The 16,616-nt window shown below is 42.5% G+C and carries 18 protein-coding genes and 1 riboswitch; of the genes, 7 read left to right on the forward strand and 11 right to left on the reverse strand.

Features of this window, described 5'->3' with window-relative positions; genetic code table 11:
- The 5 genes from LKX84_RS03405 to LKX84_RS03425 form a co-directional block, all read right to left on the reverse strand.
- Positions 1–366, reverse strand: a complete 366-nt coding sequence (locus LKX84_RS03405; protein WP_228235710.1) for a 6-phosphogluconate dehydrogenase — start codon at positions 364–366, stop codon at positions 1–3.
- A 12-nt stretch (positions 367–378) separates the two neighbouring features.
- A complete protein-coding gene (rmuC, locus tag LKX84_RS03410; RefSeq protein WP_228235711.1) occupies positions 379–1,680 on the reverse strand; it encodes a DNA recombination protein RmuC in 1,302 nt (433 codons plus the stop codon).
- Positions 1,681–1,968: 288 nt separating this feature from the next.
- Positions 1,969–2,748: an ABC transporter ATP-binding protein gene (locus LKX84_RS03415; protein ID WP_228235712.1), complete on the reverse strand. Its 780-nt coding sequence runs from the start codon at positions 2,746–2,748 to the stop codon at positions 1,969–1,971.
- Positions 2,748–3,779, reverse strand: a complete 1,032-nt coding sequence (locus tag LKX84_RS03420; RefSeq protein WP_228235713.1) for a FecCD family ABC transporter permease — start codon at positions 3,777–3,779, stop codon at positions 2,748–2,750. The genes LKX84_RS03415 and LKX84_RS03420 overlap by 1 nt, the downstream gene beginning before the upstream one ends.
- Positions 3,780–4,937 (reverse strand): ABC transporter substrate-binding protein, encoded by a 1,158-nt coding sequence (locus tag LKX84_RS03425; protein ID WP_228235714.1) that lies wholly within the window; start codon positions 4,935–4,937, stop codon positions 3,780–3,782.
- 55 nt (positions 4,938–4,992) lie between these two features.
- Positions 4,993–5,217, forward strand: a riboswitch (cobalamin riboswitch).
- 68 nt (positions 5,218–5,285) lie between these two features.
- On the opposite strand from LKX84_RS03425, the gene LKX84_RS03430 reads away from it, so the two are divergent.
- The gene (locus LKX84_RS03430; RefSeq protein WP_228235715.1) at positions 5,286–7,148 is read left to right on the forward strand and encodes a TonB-dependent receptor plug domain-containing protein; all 1,863 of its coding nucleotides are present in this window, start codon (positions 5,286–5,288) and stop codon (positions 7,146–7,148) included.
- Between the two features lie 31 nt (positions 7,149–7,179).
- Here the strand turns inward: LKX84_RS03430 and LKX84_RS03435 are convergent, their stop codons facing one another.
- Entirely contained in the window at positions 7,180–8,652 is a 1,473-nt protein-coding gene (locus LKX84_RS03435) for a S41 family peptidase (RefSeq protein WP_228235716.1), read from the reverse strand.
- A gap of 213 nt (positions 8,653–8,865) precedes the next feature.
- Between LKX84_RS03435 and LKX84_RS03440 the strand changes: the two genes are divergently transcribed.
- The 4 genes from LKX84_RS03440 to LKX84_RS03455 all read left to right on the forward strand — a co-directional run bounded on the left by LKX84_RS03440 (position 8,866) and on the right by LKX84_RS03455 (position 10,988).
- Positions 8,866–9,375, forward strand: coding sequence for an RNA polymerase sigma factor (locus LKX84_RS03440; protein ID WP_108422966.1), 510 nt, complete (start codon positions 8,866–8,868; stop codon positions 9,373–9,375).
- Positions 9,362–9,781 carry a hypothetical protein gene (locus tag LKX84_RS03445; RefSeq protein WP_228235717.1) on the forward strand — a complete coding sequence of 140 codons (420 nt, stop codon included), beginning with the start codon at positions 9,362–9,364 and terminating at the stop codon, positions 9,779–9,781. Before LKX84_RS03440 ends, LKX84_RS03445 begins: the two co-directional genes overlap by 14 nt.
- Positions 9,782–9,793: 12 nt before the next feature.
- Positions 9,794–10,333 carry a DUF4252 domain-containing protein gene (locus LKX84_RS03450; protein WP_228235718.1) on the forward strand — a complete coding sequence of 180 codons (540 nt, stop codon included), beginning with the start codon at positions 9,794–9,796 and terminating at the stop codon, positions 10,331–10,333.
- Between the two features lie 115 nt (positions 10,334–10,448).
- Entirely contained in the window at positions 10,449–10,988 is a 540-nt protein-coding gene (locus tag LKX84_RS03455) for a DUF4252 domain-containing protein (protein ID WP_228235719.1), read from the forward strand.
- A gap of 417 nt (positions 10,989–11,405) precedes the next feature.
- Here the strand turns inward: LKX84_RS03455 and purB are convergent, their stop codons facing one another.
- Entirely contained in the window at positions 11,406–12,749 is a 1,344-nt protein-coding gene (gene purB / locus LKX84_RS03460) for an adenylosuccinate lyase (protein ID WP_228235720.1), read from the reverse strand.
- A 46-nt stretch (positions 12,750–12,795) separates the two neighbouring features.
- A complete protein-coding gene (locus LKX84_RS03465; protein ID WP_228235721.1) occupies positions 12,796–13,368 on the reverse strand; it encodes a hypothetical protein in 573 nt (190 codons plus the stop codon).
- A 31-nt stretch (positions 13,369–13,399) separates the two neighbouring features.
- Between LKX84_RS03465 and LKX84_RS03470 the strand changes: the two genes are divergently transcribed.
- Positions 13,400–13,852 (forward strand): heme-binding domain-containing protein, encoded by a 453-nt coding sequence (locus LKX84_RS03470; RefSeq protein ID WP_228235722.1) that lies wholly within the window; start codon positions 13,400–13,402, stop codon positions 13,850–13,852.
- Here the strand turns inward: LKX84_RS03470 and LKX84_RS03475 are convergent.
- Positions 13,836–14,534 (reverse strand): SIR2 family NAD-dependent protein deacylase, encoded by a 699-nt coding sequence (locus LKX84_RS03475; protein WP_228235723.1) that lies wholly within the window; start codon positions 14,532–14,534, stop codon positions 13,836–13,838. The two genes, LKX84_RS03470 and LKX84_RS03475, sit on opposite strands and share 17 nt — an antisense overlap.
- 124 nt (positions 14,535–14,658) lie before the next feature.
- Here LKX84_RS03475 and LKX84_RS03480 point away from each other — a divergent pair, with 124 nt between their 5' ends.
- On the forward strand, positions 14,659–15,315 hold the full coding sequence (locus LKX84_RS03480; RefSeq protein ID WP_228235724.1) for a DsrE family protein: 657 nt from the start codon (positions 14,659–14,661) through the stop codon (positions 15,313–15,315).
- A 5-nt stretch (positions 15,316–15,320) separates the two neighbouring features.
- Here LKX84_RS03480 and LKX84_RS03485 read toward each other — a convergent pair whose 3' ends face one another.
- Positions 15,321–16,067 (reverse strand): class I SAM-dependent methyltransferase, encoded by a 747-nt coding sequence (locus tag LKX84_RS03485; RefSeq protein ID WP_228235725.1) that lies wholly within the window; start codon positions 16,065–16,067, stop codon positions 15,321–15,323.
- 14 nt (positions 16,068–16,081) lie between these two features.
- Entirely contained in the window at positions 16,082–16,498 is a 417-nt protein-coding gene (locus tag LKX84_RS03490; protein ID WP_228235726.1) for an EthD family reductase, read from the reverse strand.
- Positions 16,499–16,616: the final 118 nt, after the last annotated feature.

Consider the following 16,616-nt stretch of genomic DNA (forward strand, 5'->3'; position numbering starts at 1 on the left):
TCAATTTCTAAAAAGAGGGGATTTTTCGACTTCTACTTCGGTGATAAAATATTTGGTGTCTCCCAACCAAAAGAAAGTGGCATATCGCTCTTTATAGGTAACTTTGATGTACTGTCCTTGGTATTCCTTCAATTTTTCCACAATATCCTGTTCCTTGTCTTCAACGGAAAAGGAAAATACATTGGTACCTCCTAGTCCTTGGGTAATCTCTCCTTCCCAAGTTTTGACCATGACCCCTTTTCTACTGAATTTGATAAGCTCGCCAGAGCGGTACCCAACGCTGTAGGGCACATAGTAAATGAAAGTAAAATAAGCTCCAATACCAAGCACAATGACGGCAATAAATATGGTCAGGAATTTTTTCATGGTTAATAATTTTTAATCTTCATCATCTTCTAGAGCCCTTTTCAAAAGTTTCTCGTCTATACTTTTGCTGGCTTTTGCGCCAAGGGACTTGAGGTTCTCCACTCTTTTTATCAAATTTCCTTTACCCGTTAATTTTTTCATTGCACTTTGGTACGTGTTCTGAACCGTTCCAATCTGATTGCCAACTTTTAGTAGTTCATCCGTTAAATTGGTAAATGAATCATAAAGGTTACCTGCCTGTGTGGCAATTTCTATGGCAAACCGTTTCTGTTTGTCGTTCTTCCATAGGTTATCCACCAATTTTAATGCCGCCAATAGTGTAGAAGGCGTAACAATAATGACATCTTTTACGAAAGCATCCTCATAAAGATTCGGTTCGAAAGATGAGGCAATTGCAAAGGCAGGCTCGGTCGGAATAAACATAAAAACAGTATCCGGACTTTCTTCAATTAACAACTGATAGCTCTTTTTACTAAGTTCATCAACATGTCTCTTGATAGAATCTATGTGCTGTCTAAGATAACGTTCCTTTAATGTCTCGTCCTCTTCGGAAACATATCTTTCAAAGCTGACGATTGACACCTTGCTGTCGATGATCATTTTCTTTCCATCAGGTAAATGGATTAGGACATCCGTTTGAAGTCGTTTACCTTCCTCGTTTTTGAAACTATCTTGTAAAGTATATTCTCTGTCTTTAGTAAGTCCAGACTTTTCCAAGATTCTTGTCAAAATCACTTCTCCCCAGTTTCCTTGCATTTTGCTGTCCCCTTTCAACGCTTTGGTCAAGTTCTCGGCTTCTTGGGTAATTTTGAGGTTCTGGTTTCGTAAATCAAGCAGTTGTTGTTTTAGTGATGAATGTAGACCAAAATTTTCTTTTTGATTTTCCTCAACCTTCTTTTCGAACAACTGGATTTTTTCCTGAAGCGGATTTAAAATCAGTTTGATGTTTTGTTGGTTCTGTTCCGTAAACTTGGTGCTTTTCTCATCCAGAATCTTATTGGCCAGATTCTCGAACTCTTTGGTGAATTTTTCCTGAAGTTTTTCAACTTCTTCCTTTTGTTCGTTGATTTTCAGCTCCAAATTGCTGGAATTGGCTTCTTCCCGTGCCAATTTTATTTCCAAACCTGAATTTTTCTCCCGAATGCCGTCCAATTCTTTCTTGAGTTCCGCAATCTGGTATTCGGATTTCTGGTTCCTATCTTCCCAAATACTTTCGGTGGATTTGGTCTTCAACTTTTGGATATACATGCCCACAAAAAGGCCGATGACCAAAGTGATGACCCCAACAATGACATAGATAAGTTCAGTGCTCATGTTCTAATTTCTTCAGGATAAAGATAACGGATTGGAAAATTAAAAAGTCATTTCAACAAAAGCAGAAATCCACAAAATGGTTGATTAAAAGATAATGTTTGTTGTTAATGGTGAATGGAAAATGATAAGATCAAACTAAGAAGAGATTCTTCGGTCGCCATGCTTCCTCAGAATGACAAGGGGAATGGAATAGTATTGTGATATTGGTTAAAGGTTAAAGGTTAAAGGTTGAAGGGTATTGAATCAATGTGTCCAACAATCCAACAATCCAACAATCCATATCAATAATTACTTCGATACCTTAAACGACCCGGTCTTGGCATCAAATGCAACCATTTCTGAAGGGAAGAGTTTTTCAAAGTGTTTTTGCTCGATCAGTTCACAAGGATCTCCGAAGGGATTTTCATTTCCATCCAAAATCAAGATTTTATCACACAATTGAATAGCCAGCTCTATTTCATGTGTGGTGAAGAGAACGGTTTTTTGTTGGTCATGTGCCAACTGCTGCAACATTTTCAAAATCTGCACTTTGTGGTACAAATCCAGATGGGTGGTGGGCTCATCCAGTAAAATAATTGGTGTATCCTGCGCCATGGCCCGTGCAATCAGAACACGTTGTAGTTGACCGTCGCTCAGTTCGTGGCATTTTCGATGTTTGAGGTCATTCAACAAAAAGGCGTCCAAGGCAAAATGAATGTGTTTTTCATCTTCGGCAGACAAGGTGCCCAACCAATTGGTATAGGGTTGTCTTCCCAAAGCGATGATTTCGAGCACCGTCAGGTTTTGGGAAGCAGGCTGCTCGGTCAATACCACACTGAGGTTTTTGGAGCGTTCCAACGGGGAATATTGGTCCAATTCTTTACCATTCAATTGGATGTTGCCTGATAATTGGGTTTGAAATCTTCCCATGGTTCGCAAAAGGGTTGACTTGCCAATGCCGTTCACGCCCACAATGGCGCAAAGGGTCCCAAGATGTAGTTCAAAATTAATGTGTTGTCCAACTACATTTTTTCCATAACCAATGGCAAGGTCATGTGTTGATAGACTTTTTTGAACCCCTTTTTCCATCAGAACAGCATTTTACGTTTTCTGACCAACAACCATATCACCACGGGTGCACCCACCAAAGAAGTGATAGCGTTGATGGGCAACACACTGGCCGAATTGGGCCATTGCGCCAAGGTATCGCAAAGCAACATCAAAATGGCTCCGTAAAGAAACACGGCCGGAATCAACACTTTGTGTTCCATGGTATCGAATATTTGCCGGGTTAGGTGCGGGACCGCTAATCCTACAAATGCAATAGGGCCAGCAAAAGCGGTAATACCCCCTGCCAAAAGTCCGGTTGCGATAATAATGACCAACCTCGATTTTTTAAGGGAAACACCCAGACTTTGGGCGTAATGTTCACCCAAGAGAAAAGCATTCAAGGGTTTCAGGGAAAGAATGCTGAGCAAAAGGCCAATCATGACAATGCCAGCCAAAAGCAAAATCTGATTGGGAGTGAGGTTGCCTACGCTTCCAAAAGACCAAAAGATGAACCGTTGCAAGCTTTCGGCACTTGAAAAATAAGCCAGTACACTTACTATGGCCGAAGTAATACTTCCGAACATCAATCCAATGATCAGAAGGGCCATGGTATCCTTCACCCGTTGCGCTACGATCATCACCACAGCAAGCACCAAAAAACTCCCGATGCTGGCAGCCAAGGCTAGGGAAACATCTCCTAGGAAAGAGAAGGATGCCATTCCAGTAATTAAAGTCATGCCCATGAGCAATAAGGCGGCCCCCAAACTCGCCCCTGAACTGATTCCTAACACAAAAGGCCCGGCCAAGGGGTTTCGGAATAAGGTCTGCATCAACAATCCGCTTAACGACAACCCTCCACCAACCAGAATAGCGGTAAAGGATTTGGGCAATCGATAGTTCCAAACAATGTAGCTCCATGCCTCCACTTTTGGAATGCCGCCAAAAAGAATGGACACCGTTTCTTCAAAGGGAATTTGCACCGACCCGGATGACAGGTTCAAAATCCAGGAGCATAGCAATGCCAGACCAATTAGGATAAAGGAAATGCGATATGTCCTTGATTGCTGCATTTATTGTAATGGCTTAATGAAGCGAAGTTGATGATTAGGGAGCAATTCCGGGTGTAGAATGGCAATAAAGTCTTTCAGGACGATGTCTGGCCTTTGGGGGGCCTGTTCATAAAAGATTAGTCCTCCTTTGGCTCCCTTTTCCATGGCATTGGAGTAGATTTTTTTATTGGTGAAAGCCACAAATTGCCTGTGATGGGGATTTACATTTTCCAGATCCGTATAGGAAGTCTCGGCCGATGGATTGAACCAGAAATTGGCTTGTTGCCCTTTTTCCAGCACAGATTCCAGACTCAAACCAATGCTGCCTGTTTCCGGCGTGTCTGCCCACAAATAATTGGCATTCGCATCTTCAATAAATTGGGCCATCCAACTTTTTCCTCCGGCCACGTACCAAACATCTTTATAAAGTCCGCCGGTAATGACCGTTGGTTTTTTGGCAGCTTTTTGGGCAAGCTCCTTGGCTTCCAAATAATCAGTTTCAATCTTTTTGAAAATGCTGCCCGCCTCTGCTTCTTTTTGAAAAAAAGGTGCGAAAAACTTGATCCATTCCGCCTTGCCCAACGGGGTCTGTTCCACCCAATCACCATTGTAGATTATGGGCATTCCGGCCCTTTTGATAATGTCATACGAATTGTTATCCTCATTAATGCTGAAGCCAATAATCAAATCGGGATTCAGCAACAAAACCATTTCGGTGTTGATGGTCTCGTTCATGCCCAAATCCTTGATTTGGCCTTCATCCACCAGTTTTCTGGCGTCTGGGGAGGAAATATAATCGGTATCAGGAAATCCGACCAACGTTTTGAGTTCCCCCAATGCCTCAATAGCGGCAATGTGGGTGGTGGATGTAACTACAATCTTCTCCACTGGGGTGCCAACAATGGCATCATATTCCCCTTTTGGGAAGGACATGGCCGCCAATTTTTCCTTTGGAACCAAGGCATATTTGTAATAGGTTTTGGCGCCAACCCAAGGTTGAGTCACTTCCAAAACAGTGTAATCCTTCAACTTTTGAATAGTGAAGCCCAGAGCATAAACAATACTCGATTTTGTTACTTCAGTCTGGGAAATATCTGCGCTTTGTTTCTCCTTGCATCCAACAAATAAGATGCAGAAAAGGAACAACACCCATGCTGTAATATTATGTTTGCGAACCATGCTCCCAAAAGTAAGATTATTTAACTTTTGCCAAAAAAGATTAAACAGATTGATTACTTTCGTGCCGAATTTAGGTTCATGCAGGGATTCATTCTTGCATGATTAAAAGGGAATCCGGTGTAAATCCGGAGCTGTTCCCGCAACTGTAAGTCCATGCCAAAATTACTTTGGCACCCCTTTGGGGATGTTGCTTTCTTCAAAACCACTGTTCGGTTTCCGGATGGGAAGGTGAGGTAACATAAAACGAGTCAGGAGACCTGCCAAATTCAAACAAACAATGTTAAACTTTCGGGATAAAAGTTTACGTATGGAAACCATACTATTCTCCCGTTTATTCACGTAAACGAAATGAAAAAAAATCATTTTTGGTTATTGGCCGCCGTACTGGCGGGTAAGGGACTTTTTGCGCAAAATGTACAGCAAGACTCCCTAAAAGTGCACCAGCTCGACGAAGTGGTGGTAAGCGATTCAAAATTTGAATTGAAAAGAGAAAACTCGGGTAAAACGGTGATCAAGATCACAGCCCAAGAGTTGGAACGCAACCAAGGCAAAACGGTAGCGGAAATCATCAACACCAAAAGCGGTATTGAGATTACGGGCAGTCGCGGTCGCGATGGTGATGTGCTGGGTGTGTTTGCGCGTGGTGGTCGGGGCAGACAGGTGTTGATTGTAATTGATGGCGTTCGGGTGTCGGACCCATCCTCTTTCTCACAAGAATATGACCTGAGATTGCTTTCTCCTTCCAACATCGAATCCATTGAGATCATTAAAGGTGCGGCAAGTACACTCTATGGAACCAATGCAGCCACGGCGGTGATCAACATCACCACGAAAAAAAGTTCCAAAGAAAAGATTGCCGGAAATTTTCAGAGCAGTGTGGGAACCAACCAAACTGCTGACGATCAAAACTATGATTTGGGAAGCATCAGCAATGCCGTCAATGTGAACGGTACATTGAACAGGTTCAAGTATGCCGTCGATTTTTCAAACCGACACAAAAGTGGCTTGTCCGCGGCGGTCACACCGGATAATGAAGAGGATGTGTTTTCCCATTATAGTACCAATGTGAGGTTAGGGTATGCATTTTCAAAGGATTTTGAGGTTTCGGTTTATGGCAACCAAACCAAGTTCAGCAATGAATACGATGCTTCCTATGCCGATGCATCCAATATCGGCAAGAGCGAACAGGAGCGAGTTGGACTTTCTTCAAAGTTTGGCTATGGTAATGGGTCCGTTCACTTGAATGCCGCCTATACGGATTATGAGACCAACTCCAAAGACACCTATGGTGAAAGCACCACTGAAGGGAAAAACTGGGTTTTAGACCTTTACAATAAGTATACCTTCGGGAAACAGTGGCATACCATTTTAGGGGTAAATTACATTAAGGACGAAGCGGTTTTTGCTGAAAACGCTGAATTCACCATTATAGACCCATATGCCAATGTGGTCTATGTTTCCGATTTTGGCCTGAACCTGAATATGGGTGGACGATTGAATCACCATTCGGAATATGGGAATCATTTGGTGTGCAATTTGAACCCGTCCTTTGTTTTTCCAACTCAAAAGGGATATGTGAAAGTGTTGGGGTCCTATGCTACTTCCTATATCACACCTAACCTGACCCAATTGTTCGGGGCCTTTGGTGGCAATCCGGATTTGGAACCTGAAGAAAATAGGACCATTGAAGGCGGTTTGGAAGTGAAACTGAACAACAAACTTCGATTCAGTACGGTCTATTTTGACCGAAACGAGCAAAACACCATCGGCTATGATGTGAATTATACCAGTATCAACCTAGCGGACGAAATCAATGCGAATGGGGTAGAGGTAGAGGCCATTTGGTTGCCGTTTGGTTCGTTCCATGTGAATGCCAACTACACTTTTACGGAACGCAAAGGGGATAGTGCCATCCGAATTCCTAGACATAAGGCCAATTTGTTTTTGGGTTATGATTTGAATGAAAATACCAATTTATCATTGATCTATGCTTACACCGGAGAACGGTTGGACACCGATTTCATGACGTTCAGCAATGTGTCTTTGGATGCCTTTTCATTGGTGAATTTTTATGTGGGACATGAATTGATTCCCAATAAACTGAATATTTTCTTGAATGCAGAAAACCTATTGAATGAAAAGTTCACTGAAATTGTGGAGTACACCACAAGGGGAAGAAATTTCCGGATAGGAATGAACCTAAATTTTTAGAAAAGAAAAGCGGCCTTAAGGGCCGCTTTTTTTATTGTATCGATAATGTTGTTGGCAATGGTTTATCCAAATACATATTATCCTTCAGCGGAGTTTGTAATCTTGAAGAGGTAAACGATTCGGCCTTCATCTGTACAGTGAAATCCTTTTTGGCACCAACGCCTGAGATTTCCTGTAGGGCACGGGCCAATAAAGGTTCATTTATATCACCAAGAACACCAAGGTTTGTTAAATCTTCCGGCAATGCAATGTCAGGAGCAAGACCACTGGTATAGTCGTAGAAACCGTCGGCATTCTCATTGCGACCTACCAAGGGTTGCAAGCCCCAAAGATTATCCGGGTTGATTTCATCTTCCCTATCACTGGAGTAAATAAAGGCATTGGCCTCATCGTCCACCAAAGTGATGGAAAACTCGTTTTTACCTCTTGTGGTCTCCCCAATGTGGATTACATCAATATAAGGGGCCAATCCGTTCATGACCAATTCACTGGCAGATGCCGAGCCGTATGTGGCCAAAACAAAAACCCTACTTAGGTTTAAGGTGTTAATGGCCGAGACTCCAGTGGTATTGGCAAAATAATCCGTTAAGTAATCTTCGCTTAATTGGGATTGGATCTTGTCGTTCCATCGTTGTCTAATAAATACATCGGTGGTATTGGTGCCATAAATCATACTGGAAAGAAGTCTTGCAGTATTTACGGAACCTCCAGGGTTGTAGCGCATGTCCAAAACCAATTCAGTGACCCCATCGGCCTTAAATTGGGCAAATACATCGTTTAAATCTTCATTAAAACTACTCAAAAAACGATTATACATCAAATAGCCGACCTTGGTTCCGCTCACATCAAACGTTTCAGTAATGTAAATAGGGTCCTCTGCCTGATTCTCAATTTTGGTCAGTTCAACTGCTTTGGTATCATCATAAATGGTATTACCACTTATGTAGGCCATCCCAAGGGTATAAGTGTCATTATTTCCAAAAAGAAGGTTGATATAATTGTTAACGGTCAACTGTACTCCATCCACGCGTGTGAATAAATCTCCGCGTTGAATGTCCTTTGTGGAGGCATCAGAATCGGCAACAATATATTGCACATATCCAAATATGTCATCACTATTGGAAAGCCTCACCAATCCAAATTCCAATCCGTTACTTTTGGAAACGCCTGAAAGGTTGTTCACCAATTCGGCGTAATCCTCGTAAACTTCACTGAAACGGTCTTCGCTATATAAAAGGATATCTCTGTAAAAACTTTCTGGGTCATCATATGTTTGTAAAAATTCGGTATAAGCTGCGTCAGTAGCAAAACGATCGTCTGCAAGGTCATTTACATCGGCCTGCCAAAAATACCAGAGGTTCATTGCCTGCCACATAAAGTTTTGTACCGTTACATCATCTGCATTTGGGTCCGGGGTTTCCCCATTTTTAATGGAATTATCGTCTTTGCTGCAAGAAGTGAACACAAAAGAGAATCCCAAAAACAATAAAAAGAATTTTTTCATAGCCTATTTTTTAATTAAAATCCCACAACTTTCGTTCCAATTCATGCTGATCACGCCGGAAGTTAATCAATGGAATCCCTGTATAACCGTATACATTTGCTATGCAAAATAGGTACATATAAGGAGATTGCAAATTTTTTGTAACAATTTTCGATATGCGTCGTCGTGATATTGTAGGGCGATAATTGAGCCTGAAACAACTAAGACAACCAAATGAAACAAACAGAATTTTTAAACGTGGTGATGCCCTTCAAGGACAAGCTTTACCGAATGGCCAAAAGGCTGTTGGTGTCCAGGGAGGAAGCGGAAGACGCCACACAGGAAATTTTGTTGAAGCTTTGGTCGAAAAATGAGTCGATGGGAGAGTACAAAAATGTAGAGGCCTTTGCCATGACCATGACCAAAAACTTTTGTTTGGACCGTTTAAAGTCCAAGCAAGCTGGTAACCTGAAATTGGTGCACAGCAACTACACGGACGAAACCGTGTCGCTACAGAAGCAATTGGAAGCCGAAGATAGCATAGGTTGGATGGAGCGCATAATGGAAGAACTGCCGGAACAACAAAAAATGGTATTACAACTGCGCGATGTGGAGCAATACGAATTTGAGGAGATCTGTGATCTACTCGACATGAAACCTACGGCAGTGCGCGTGGCACTGTCCAGGGCAAGAAAAACAGTTAGGGACGAATTAACAAAAAAACATAGCTATGGAATTGGGTAACATAGAAAAAATATTGGAAAAGTATTTCGAGGCCACTACCACTGTAGCCGAGGAAAAAAAACTTAGGGAGTATTTTGCACAGGAAAGCGTAGCATCGCACCTGGAACAATATAGGCCCATGTTCAACTACTTTTCCATCGCCAAGGAAGAAAGGTACACCAAGCAGGTTCCATTAAAACCTAGAGTAAACTATTACAAGTGGCTATCCGTTGCAGCGGCAGTAGTTTTAACCTTTGGCATCTATTTTGGTAAACAATACCAAGAAAGAAAAGAGGCAGAATATGCCTACCAGGAAACCAAAAAAGCGTTCGAGCTCTTAGCGGAGAATTTTGGCCGTGGAACAGAAAAAGTGGCCTATCTGAAAGAGTTTCAAGAAGCAAAAGAGAAAATTTACAACAACAATTAAAAAACGAAAAAGATGAAAAAGCATATTTTAATCCTATTGATGACCGTACTACCGCTTGCCGGATTTTCACAATCCCTTTTTGACAAGTTCGAGGACATGGACGATGTGACCTCTGTGGTAGTGAACAAGAGCATGTTCAACCTATTGTCGAAAATAGAGGTGGAAGTGGATGACCCAGATGCAAGGGATTTTATGGACATTGCCAGCAGCCTGAAGAGTTTGAAGGTATTTACCACCGATAACAAAAACATCGGTGCCGATATGAAATCCGCTGTGAACAGTTACTTGGGTTCAGCTAAGATGGAAGAGTTGATGCGCGTGAAGGATAAGGACGCCAATGTAAAGTTCTACATTAAGCAAGGTAGGGATGATGATCACGTAAGTGAACTGTTGATGTTCATTACAGGAATCAACAATGTAGAATCCAATGGACGTCAGTTTGAGACCGTAATCTTATCCCTTACAGGTGACATCGATTTGAACAAGATCAATTCGTTGACCAAAAAGATGAACCTGCCCGAAGAGTTGAACAAAGCGGGCAAGAATAACTAAAAACACACTTTCGGTTGGCAGTAATTGGTTCGGGATTGTAACAAAAAGCAATCATTCGCAACTAATTACTGTCAGCTGATTTGTTGACATCCATATCAATCAAAAAGACATAGCAATGAAAAATATTATAAAAAGTATCGCAGTATTGGGAGCCGTACTTTTGGCTTCCTGCTCTTCGCAACAAAGTTTGCAAGAGTATTATGTGGACAATTCCGAGAACCCCAATTTTTTGTCCATTGATGTTCCGGCCAGTATCCTTAAAATGGAAGGTATCGATTTGACCCCCACCCAAAGAGAGGCTGTAGAATCCTTGCGTAAGTTCAACTTGTTGGCATTTAGAAAGAATGACAGCAATGAGGCCGAGTACGAATTGGAGAGGAAAAAGGTGAAAGAGATATTGAAAGGCGATGAATTTGTGGAACTCATGAAGATCAACTCCAAATATGGTAAAGGCGTAATCAAATATTTGGGTGAGGAAGATGCCATTGATGAGGTAATCATTTATGGCGATAGCAGCGATAAGGGATTTGCATTGGTGCGCGTTTTGGGTAAGGATATGAACCCCGCACATATAATGCAATTGATGCAGGCCATCCAAAAATCCGAATACAAAGGAGAAGGTTTGGGTGAGATCGGCGCATTTTTGAAAGGCTAAGACCAATCATCATAAATTTTGGGTAGGGCGACATATGTCGCCCTTTTCAACTATGTCATTCTGAACGTCCCGATAGCTATCGGGACGAAGAATCTCAAAGATTTCTCAATCAAGCTTCGCATTCATATCGAAATGACACGGTACTTTTCCTTATGTCATTCTGAACCAAGTGAAGAATCTAAAGGATTTCTCACGCTCCACCAATTGTTATTGGTTTCGGTTCGAAATGACACGGATTACATTGTCATTCTGAGCGTCCCGATAGCTATCGGGACGAAGAATCCAACAGATTTCTCAATCAAGCTTCGCATTCATGTCGAAATGATACATTGCATTGTCATTCTGAACGTCCCGATAGCTATCGGGACGAAGAATCTCATCACCCATGGATTCCTGCTTTGGCAGGAATGACAATAATTAGACCCCCGTATAATTTGCTGGTGTGATTTGCTTCAGTTCAGTTTTAATGGTATCCGAAACATCCAATGTTCCAATAAAATCCGCTATGGATTTTTGGGTGATTTTTTCATTGGTTCGGGTCAGTCCTTTCAAAGCTTCGTAGGGGTTCGGGTAGCCTTCTCTGCGTAGAATGGTTTGTATGGCTTCGGCCACCACGGCCCAGTTGTCCTCCAAATCCTTTTCAAACTTTACTTGGTTCAAAACCAATTTGTTCAATCCCTTCAAGGTAGATTGGAACCCAACCAAGGTATGGGCAAACGGAACGCCCACATTTCGGAGTACGGTACTGTCCGTCAAGTCGCGTTGCAAGCGGGAAATGGGCAATTTGGCGGACAAATGTTCAAAAATGGCATTGGCCAAGCCTAAATTTCCTTCAGAGTTTTCAAAATCGATGGGGTTCACCTTATGCGGCATAGCCGATGATCCCACTTCACCCTTTTTGATCTTTTGTTTGAAGTAATCCATGGATATATAGGTCCAAAAATCACGATCAAGGTCGATCAAAATGGTATTGATGCGTTTTAGGCAATCGAACAAGGCGGCCATATGGTCATAATGCTCAATTTGCGTGGTAGGAAAGGAGTGGTGAAGCCCCAATTTCCCCTGAACGAATTGTTGTCCAAAAAAGCGCCAATCCTGATCGGGATAAGCCACTTTATGCGCGTTGTAATTTCCGGTTGCACCTCCAAATTTGGCGGCACTGGGAATATCGTTCAATAAATTGAACTGTTCCTTGAATCGCTCCAAAAACACCTCTATCTCCTTGCCCAAACGGGTTGGGGAAGCCGGTTGTCCGTGGGTTCTGGCCAACATGGGGATGTTTTCCCATTCCTTGGCCAAAGCCTTCAATTTGTCGATTACTTCAAAATAGGCCGGAACATAAACATCGTTCATGGCCTCCTTAATCGAAAGGGGAATGGCAGTGTTGTTGATATCCTGAGAAGTCAATCCGAAGTGGATAAACTCCTTATGTTTTTGAAGGCCCAACCCATCAAACTTTTGCTTGATGAAATATTCAACGGCCTTTACGTCGTGGTTGGTGGTCTTTTCAATCTCTTTGATGGTCAATGCATCTTCCGCAGAAAAATCCTTGTAAATTTTTTGAAGTTCGGGGAACAATGCCGTGTTGAAATCGGCCAACTGTGGCAAGGGAATCTCGCAAAGGGCGATAAAATATTCAATCTCTACCTGAACCCGATATTTGATCAGGGCCTCTTCGGAAAAGTAGTGCTGAAGGGCCTCGGTTTTGTTTCGATATCTACCGTCAATGGGCGAAATGGCATTTAGTTGGGTCAACGACATGGTCACTAAAATTTTGAAAGCATCAAAGATACTTAAACCGTTGGGTTTAGACCCCCAATTGGTCCAACTTATCCAGTGTTTTTTTGGCACGGTTTTGATAGCCCGTAGATCCCGTTGGGTAAGTGTCCAACAATACTTGCTTCAGTTCGGGGTGGACCCAAGAAAATTTCAATCCCAAATAATACAGGCTGGTCATGGCAAATACTTTGGGTGCCATGTTCATCGGGCTGATCAGCCAATCGAAACAGCAAGTCATCATTTGTTCCAATTGGTCATCAGAAATATGGTTCACAAATACTGGGTCTTTCTTTTTAAAATAAGCCAAACACACCATTTCACAAACATGTGCCAAGGGACGAATACACGATTCCGTTTTTAACTGGGGAAGATGTTCCACAAAAGTCCCGAAAATGGGCAACAGGTAATCCAACCTTTTGCGCAGGAGATTGTCGAAAGTCCAGCTGGCGTTGAATGTACCTTCCTTGTCTTCCAGTAAAACTTGTTTAAAAAGGATTGGTGCCAGTTCGGGTTGAGGAAGTAATTTCTCCACCAGAACATCTACATCTGACTTGGATAACCTGCCCGAAGTAAGTGCGATATGTAGTTCCTTTTCTGTCACAAAAGTGTATATTTACTAAAACCGTTGAGCGATGAAAATAGTAAAAAAAATAGCAATTGCACTGTTGGTCATTTTTGTGGGAATGCAATTTTACAGACCTGAAAAAAACCAGGCCGAAGGCGATTATGTGGCCGCTTTTGAAGCAGAGACCCAACCCAGTGCGGAAGTGAAAACCATATTGCAAACGGCCTGTTATGACTGCCACAGTGCCAATACCGAATATCCTTGGTACAATAACATCGCTCCGGTGTCCTATTGGATGGCCGGTCACGTGAATGATGGCAAAAGGCACCTCAATTTTTCGGATTGGGAAAACTATACCGATAAAAAGAAAGACCACAAACTGGAAGAAGTAGTGGAAGAGGTCAAACAGGGCGGAATGCCTTTAAAAGAATACACCTGGACCCATGGGGATGCCCGATTGACGCAAGGCCAAATCATTGCATTGGTAACGTGGGCCGATGCCGCTAGGGCCAAATACTAAAAAGCTCCTCAACCAAAGGAGGAACGCCTTCAACTGCCGTTTTTTGGATGATGGTCAGGTTGCCGAAATCAGATGCTCTTACCGTGGGTTTGGGATCCACAAAATATATAGGGGTTTGATGATCTGCATAATGGATCAAACTGGCTGCTGGGTATACCTGCATGGAAGTGCCAATAATGATCAAAATATCAGCCTGTTGGGTAATTTCCGCCGCGGTTTCCAGTAAAGGCACCATTTCGCCAAACCACACAATATGGGGCCGTAATTGATGACCGGCATAATCCACATCGCCAAGGGTCAAGTCCTTTTTCCAATCCAAAACATAATTTTCATCTCGGATGCTTCGTACTTTGAAGAGTTCACCATGAAGGTGTACCACATGGCTGCTTCCCGCCTGTTCATGAAGGTTGTCCACGTTTTGGGTCACAATGCTCACATTGAACTGTTGTTCCAGTTGGGCCAAGGCCAAATGTCCTTGGTTGGGGCTTACTTCCAATAATTGCCTTCTTCGTTGGTTGTAAAATTCCAATACCAGTTCAGGATTTCGGGCAAACCCTTGGGGAGAGGCCACTTCCATCACATCATGACCCTCCCAAAGCCCATCGGCATCACGAAAGGTTTTCAATCCACTTTCCGCACTCATTCCCGCTCCAGTTAGGACAACTATTTTTTGCTTTGGCATATTGGTGGTTTTAATCTGAATGACAATGTTTTATGTGCATATTTTTTATGTACATTCAACAAGCGAATATTGGTAAGTGTAAGTATAGCTTATCCTATTCAAAATAACAACCAACCTCTTTAAAATGAAAAAACAAATCCTCTTTCTCCTTGTGGGATGCATCGCCATGGCCGGTTACTCCCAATCCAACGAAAAAGATAGTATTGCAATGGCTGCTGCTAAAGCAGATTCCATAAAGATGGAAAAAGCCATCAAAAAAAGGATGGAAATGTTCGCCAAGGTAGCAGAGATTGCCATTTTTCCAGTGATTGAAGCAGGAACATTTTCGGGTGTTGTTCCCGTAGAAGGTGTTACAGAAATCCCGAATCCAAACTTGGATTACAAACTGTTGTTCGAATTGGTGGAGTTTGATGATGAAGACCCATCCAAAGTAGATGCAAGTTTGACCGAAGTGGCGCGAATCATCAATCTACATGTGGCTTCAGGTATTCCGGTGGAAAAGATTTTTCCTGTGCTTGTAGTTCATGCAGGTTCGCTCAATGCGTTTACCACCAATACGTTTTACAATGAGAAATTCAAGATGGATAATCCCAATTTGAAGCTGATCGGCGAATTGGAAGATTTGGGTGCCAAGTTCATTTCGTGCGGACAGGCCATGTTTTTCTTCGAGGTGGATAAGGAGGCCTTGTTGCCCATGTTCAAAGTATCGTTAACGGCCCAAACCGTGATGAGCTCCTACCAAATGCAGGGTTATGTGAAATTTCGGATCAACACAAAGTAAGCCCGTTAATTGGGGTGATGAATGTTACCTACTCGCAACAAAATAGGAAACCTGACCGCTTTGATTTCTCCATCTTGCCAGTGAGGTTTTAATTGGATTAAAAGGTTCTCTACGGGATTTTGTTGGTGTTGTTTGATGTAATGCTTTACAGCCGACCACGTATTCAGATACCCGATGAGGTGTTCCAATTTCCAGCGATGGACATTTTCAAACGATGGGGTTTCCAATTCCGAAAAAGGGAAAGGGATGGTGGTGTAATGCTCGTCAATGTATCTTCTTTCCTTGTCCCAATACGGGCCGATGACGTTGGTATAAAATTCTGTGATTACTTTGTCAATTTCAGGGTTGATTTCAATCCTGCCATACCCAACGACAGCAAGCAAGGCGTTCTGCTTGCCCGTTCGTCTTACTTCCGCATAAAAGGCATCAAAATTGAACCAATGAATGGCTTGGGCCACTACGATCAAGTCAAAAATGCCATCTTCAAAATCCGTTTTTTCTGCAGGTTGAACCGAATAGGTGATGTTCTTTGCTCGCAGGGCATGGTCTAGCTGGGCCTGACTGATATCCGTGGCAAAAATGTGCTCAAAGGTCTTGGCCAGTTCAAAAGCTACCTGTCCGTTGCCCGTACCACAATCCCAGGCAGCTTTTTTAGTAGCAACCAATCCGTTCAGATAGGCAAACAATTCCGAAGGATACGTCGGTCGGAATTTGGCATACTGATCCGATTGCGAAGAGAAATTATCTTTCATGAAAAGTTGGCCAACTAGTTTTTGTAGACCACTTGTTGGATCTCACTGATCTGGATTATGGGTTGAATGTTGGTGTAATTTTTAAAATCGTTTACAATGGCGTCGCGGTTGGCACCAATGGCCTGGCCATATTTTGCAATATCGGTAACGTAAAAATAGCCCACAGCCAAATGGGCCGGTGGGTCGTTTGGGGTTCTCCCGGAAATGACCTTGTCAATTTCATAGAATTTTAGGTTGTCCCCAATAAAATTGGCCACCATGGGCATGTGCTTTTGTTCGTAATAGGCCATATCGAAGGTTTTGCCCTCTCCGTTCGGGTACAAAATGGTCACTTTGTACATGCCTTTGATTAAGGTTGAAGGCAGTTGGCCTGTTTTACAACTCACTAAGAATGCAAGGGATAACAAGGGAAGGATGCATTTCAATTTCATGTGCGTGGAGATTGGTGGTGTTTGTTTAAAGTGTTCGGGTAAATATATGATTTTCAGAATTTTGAATGCGGTGTGATTGCGACAAGGGGGCGATTTTCGATATTTATACGGTTTTTAA

This window comes from Allomuricauda sp. M10, assembly GCF_020782875.1.
Classification (GTDB): domain Bacteria; phylum Bacteroidota; class Bacteroidia; order Flavobacteriales; family Flavobacteriaceae; genus Flagellimonas.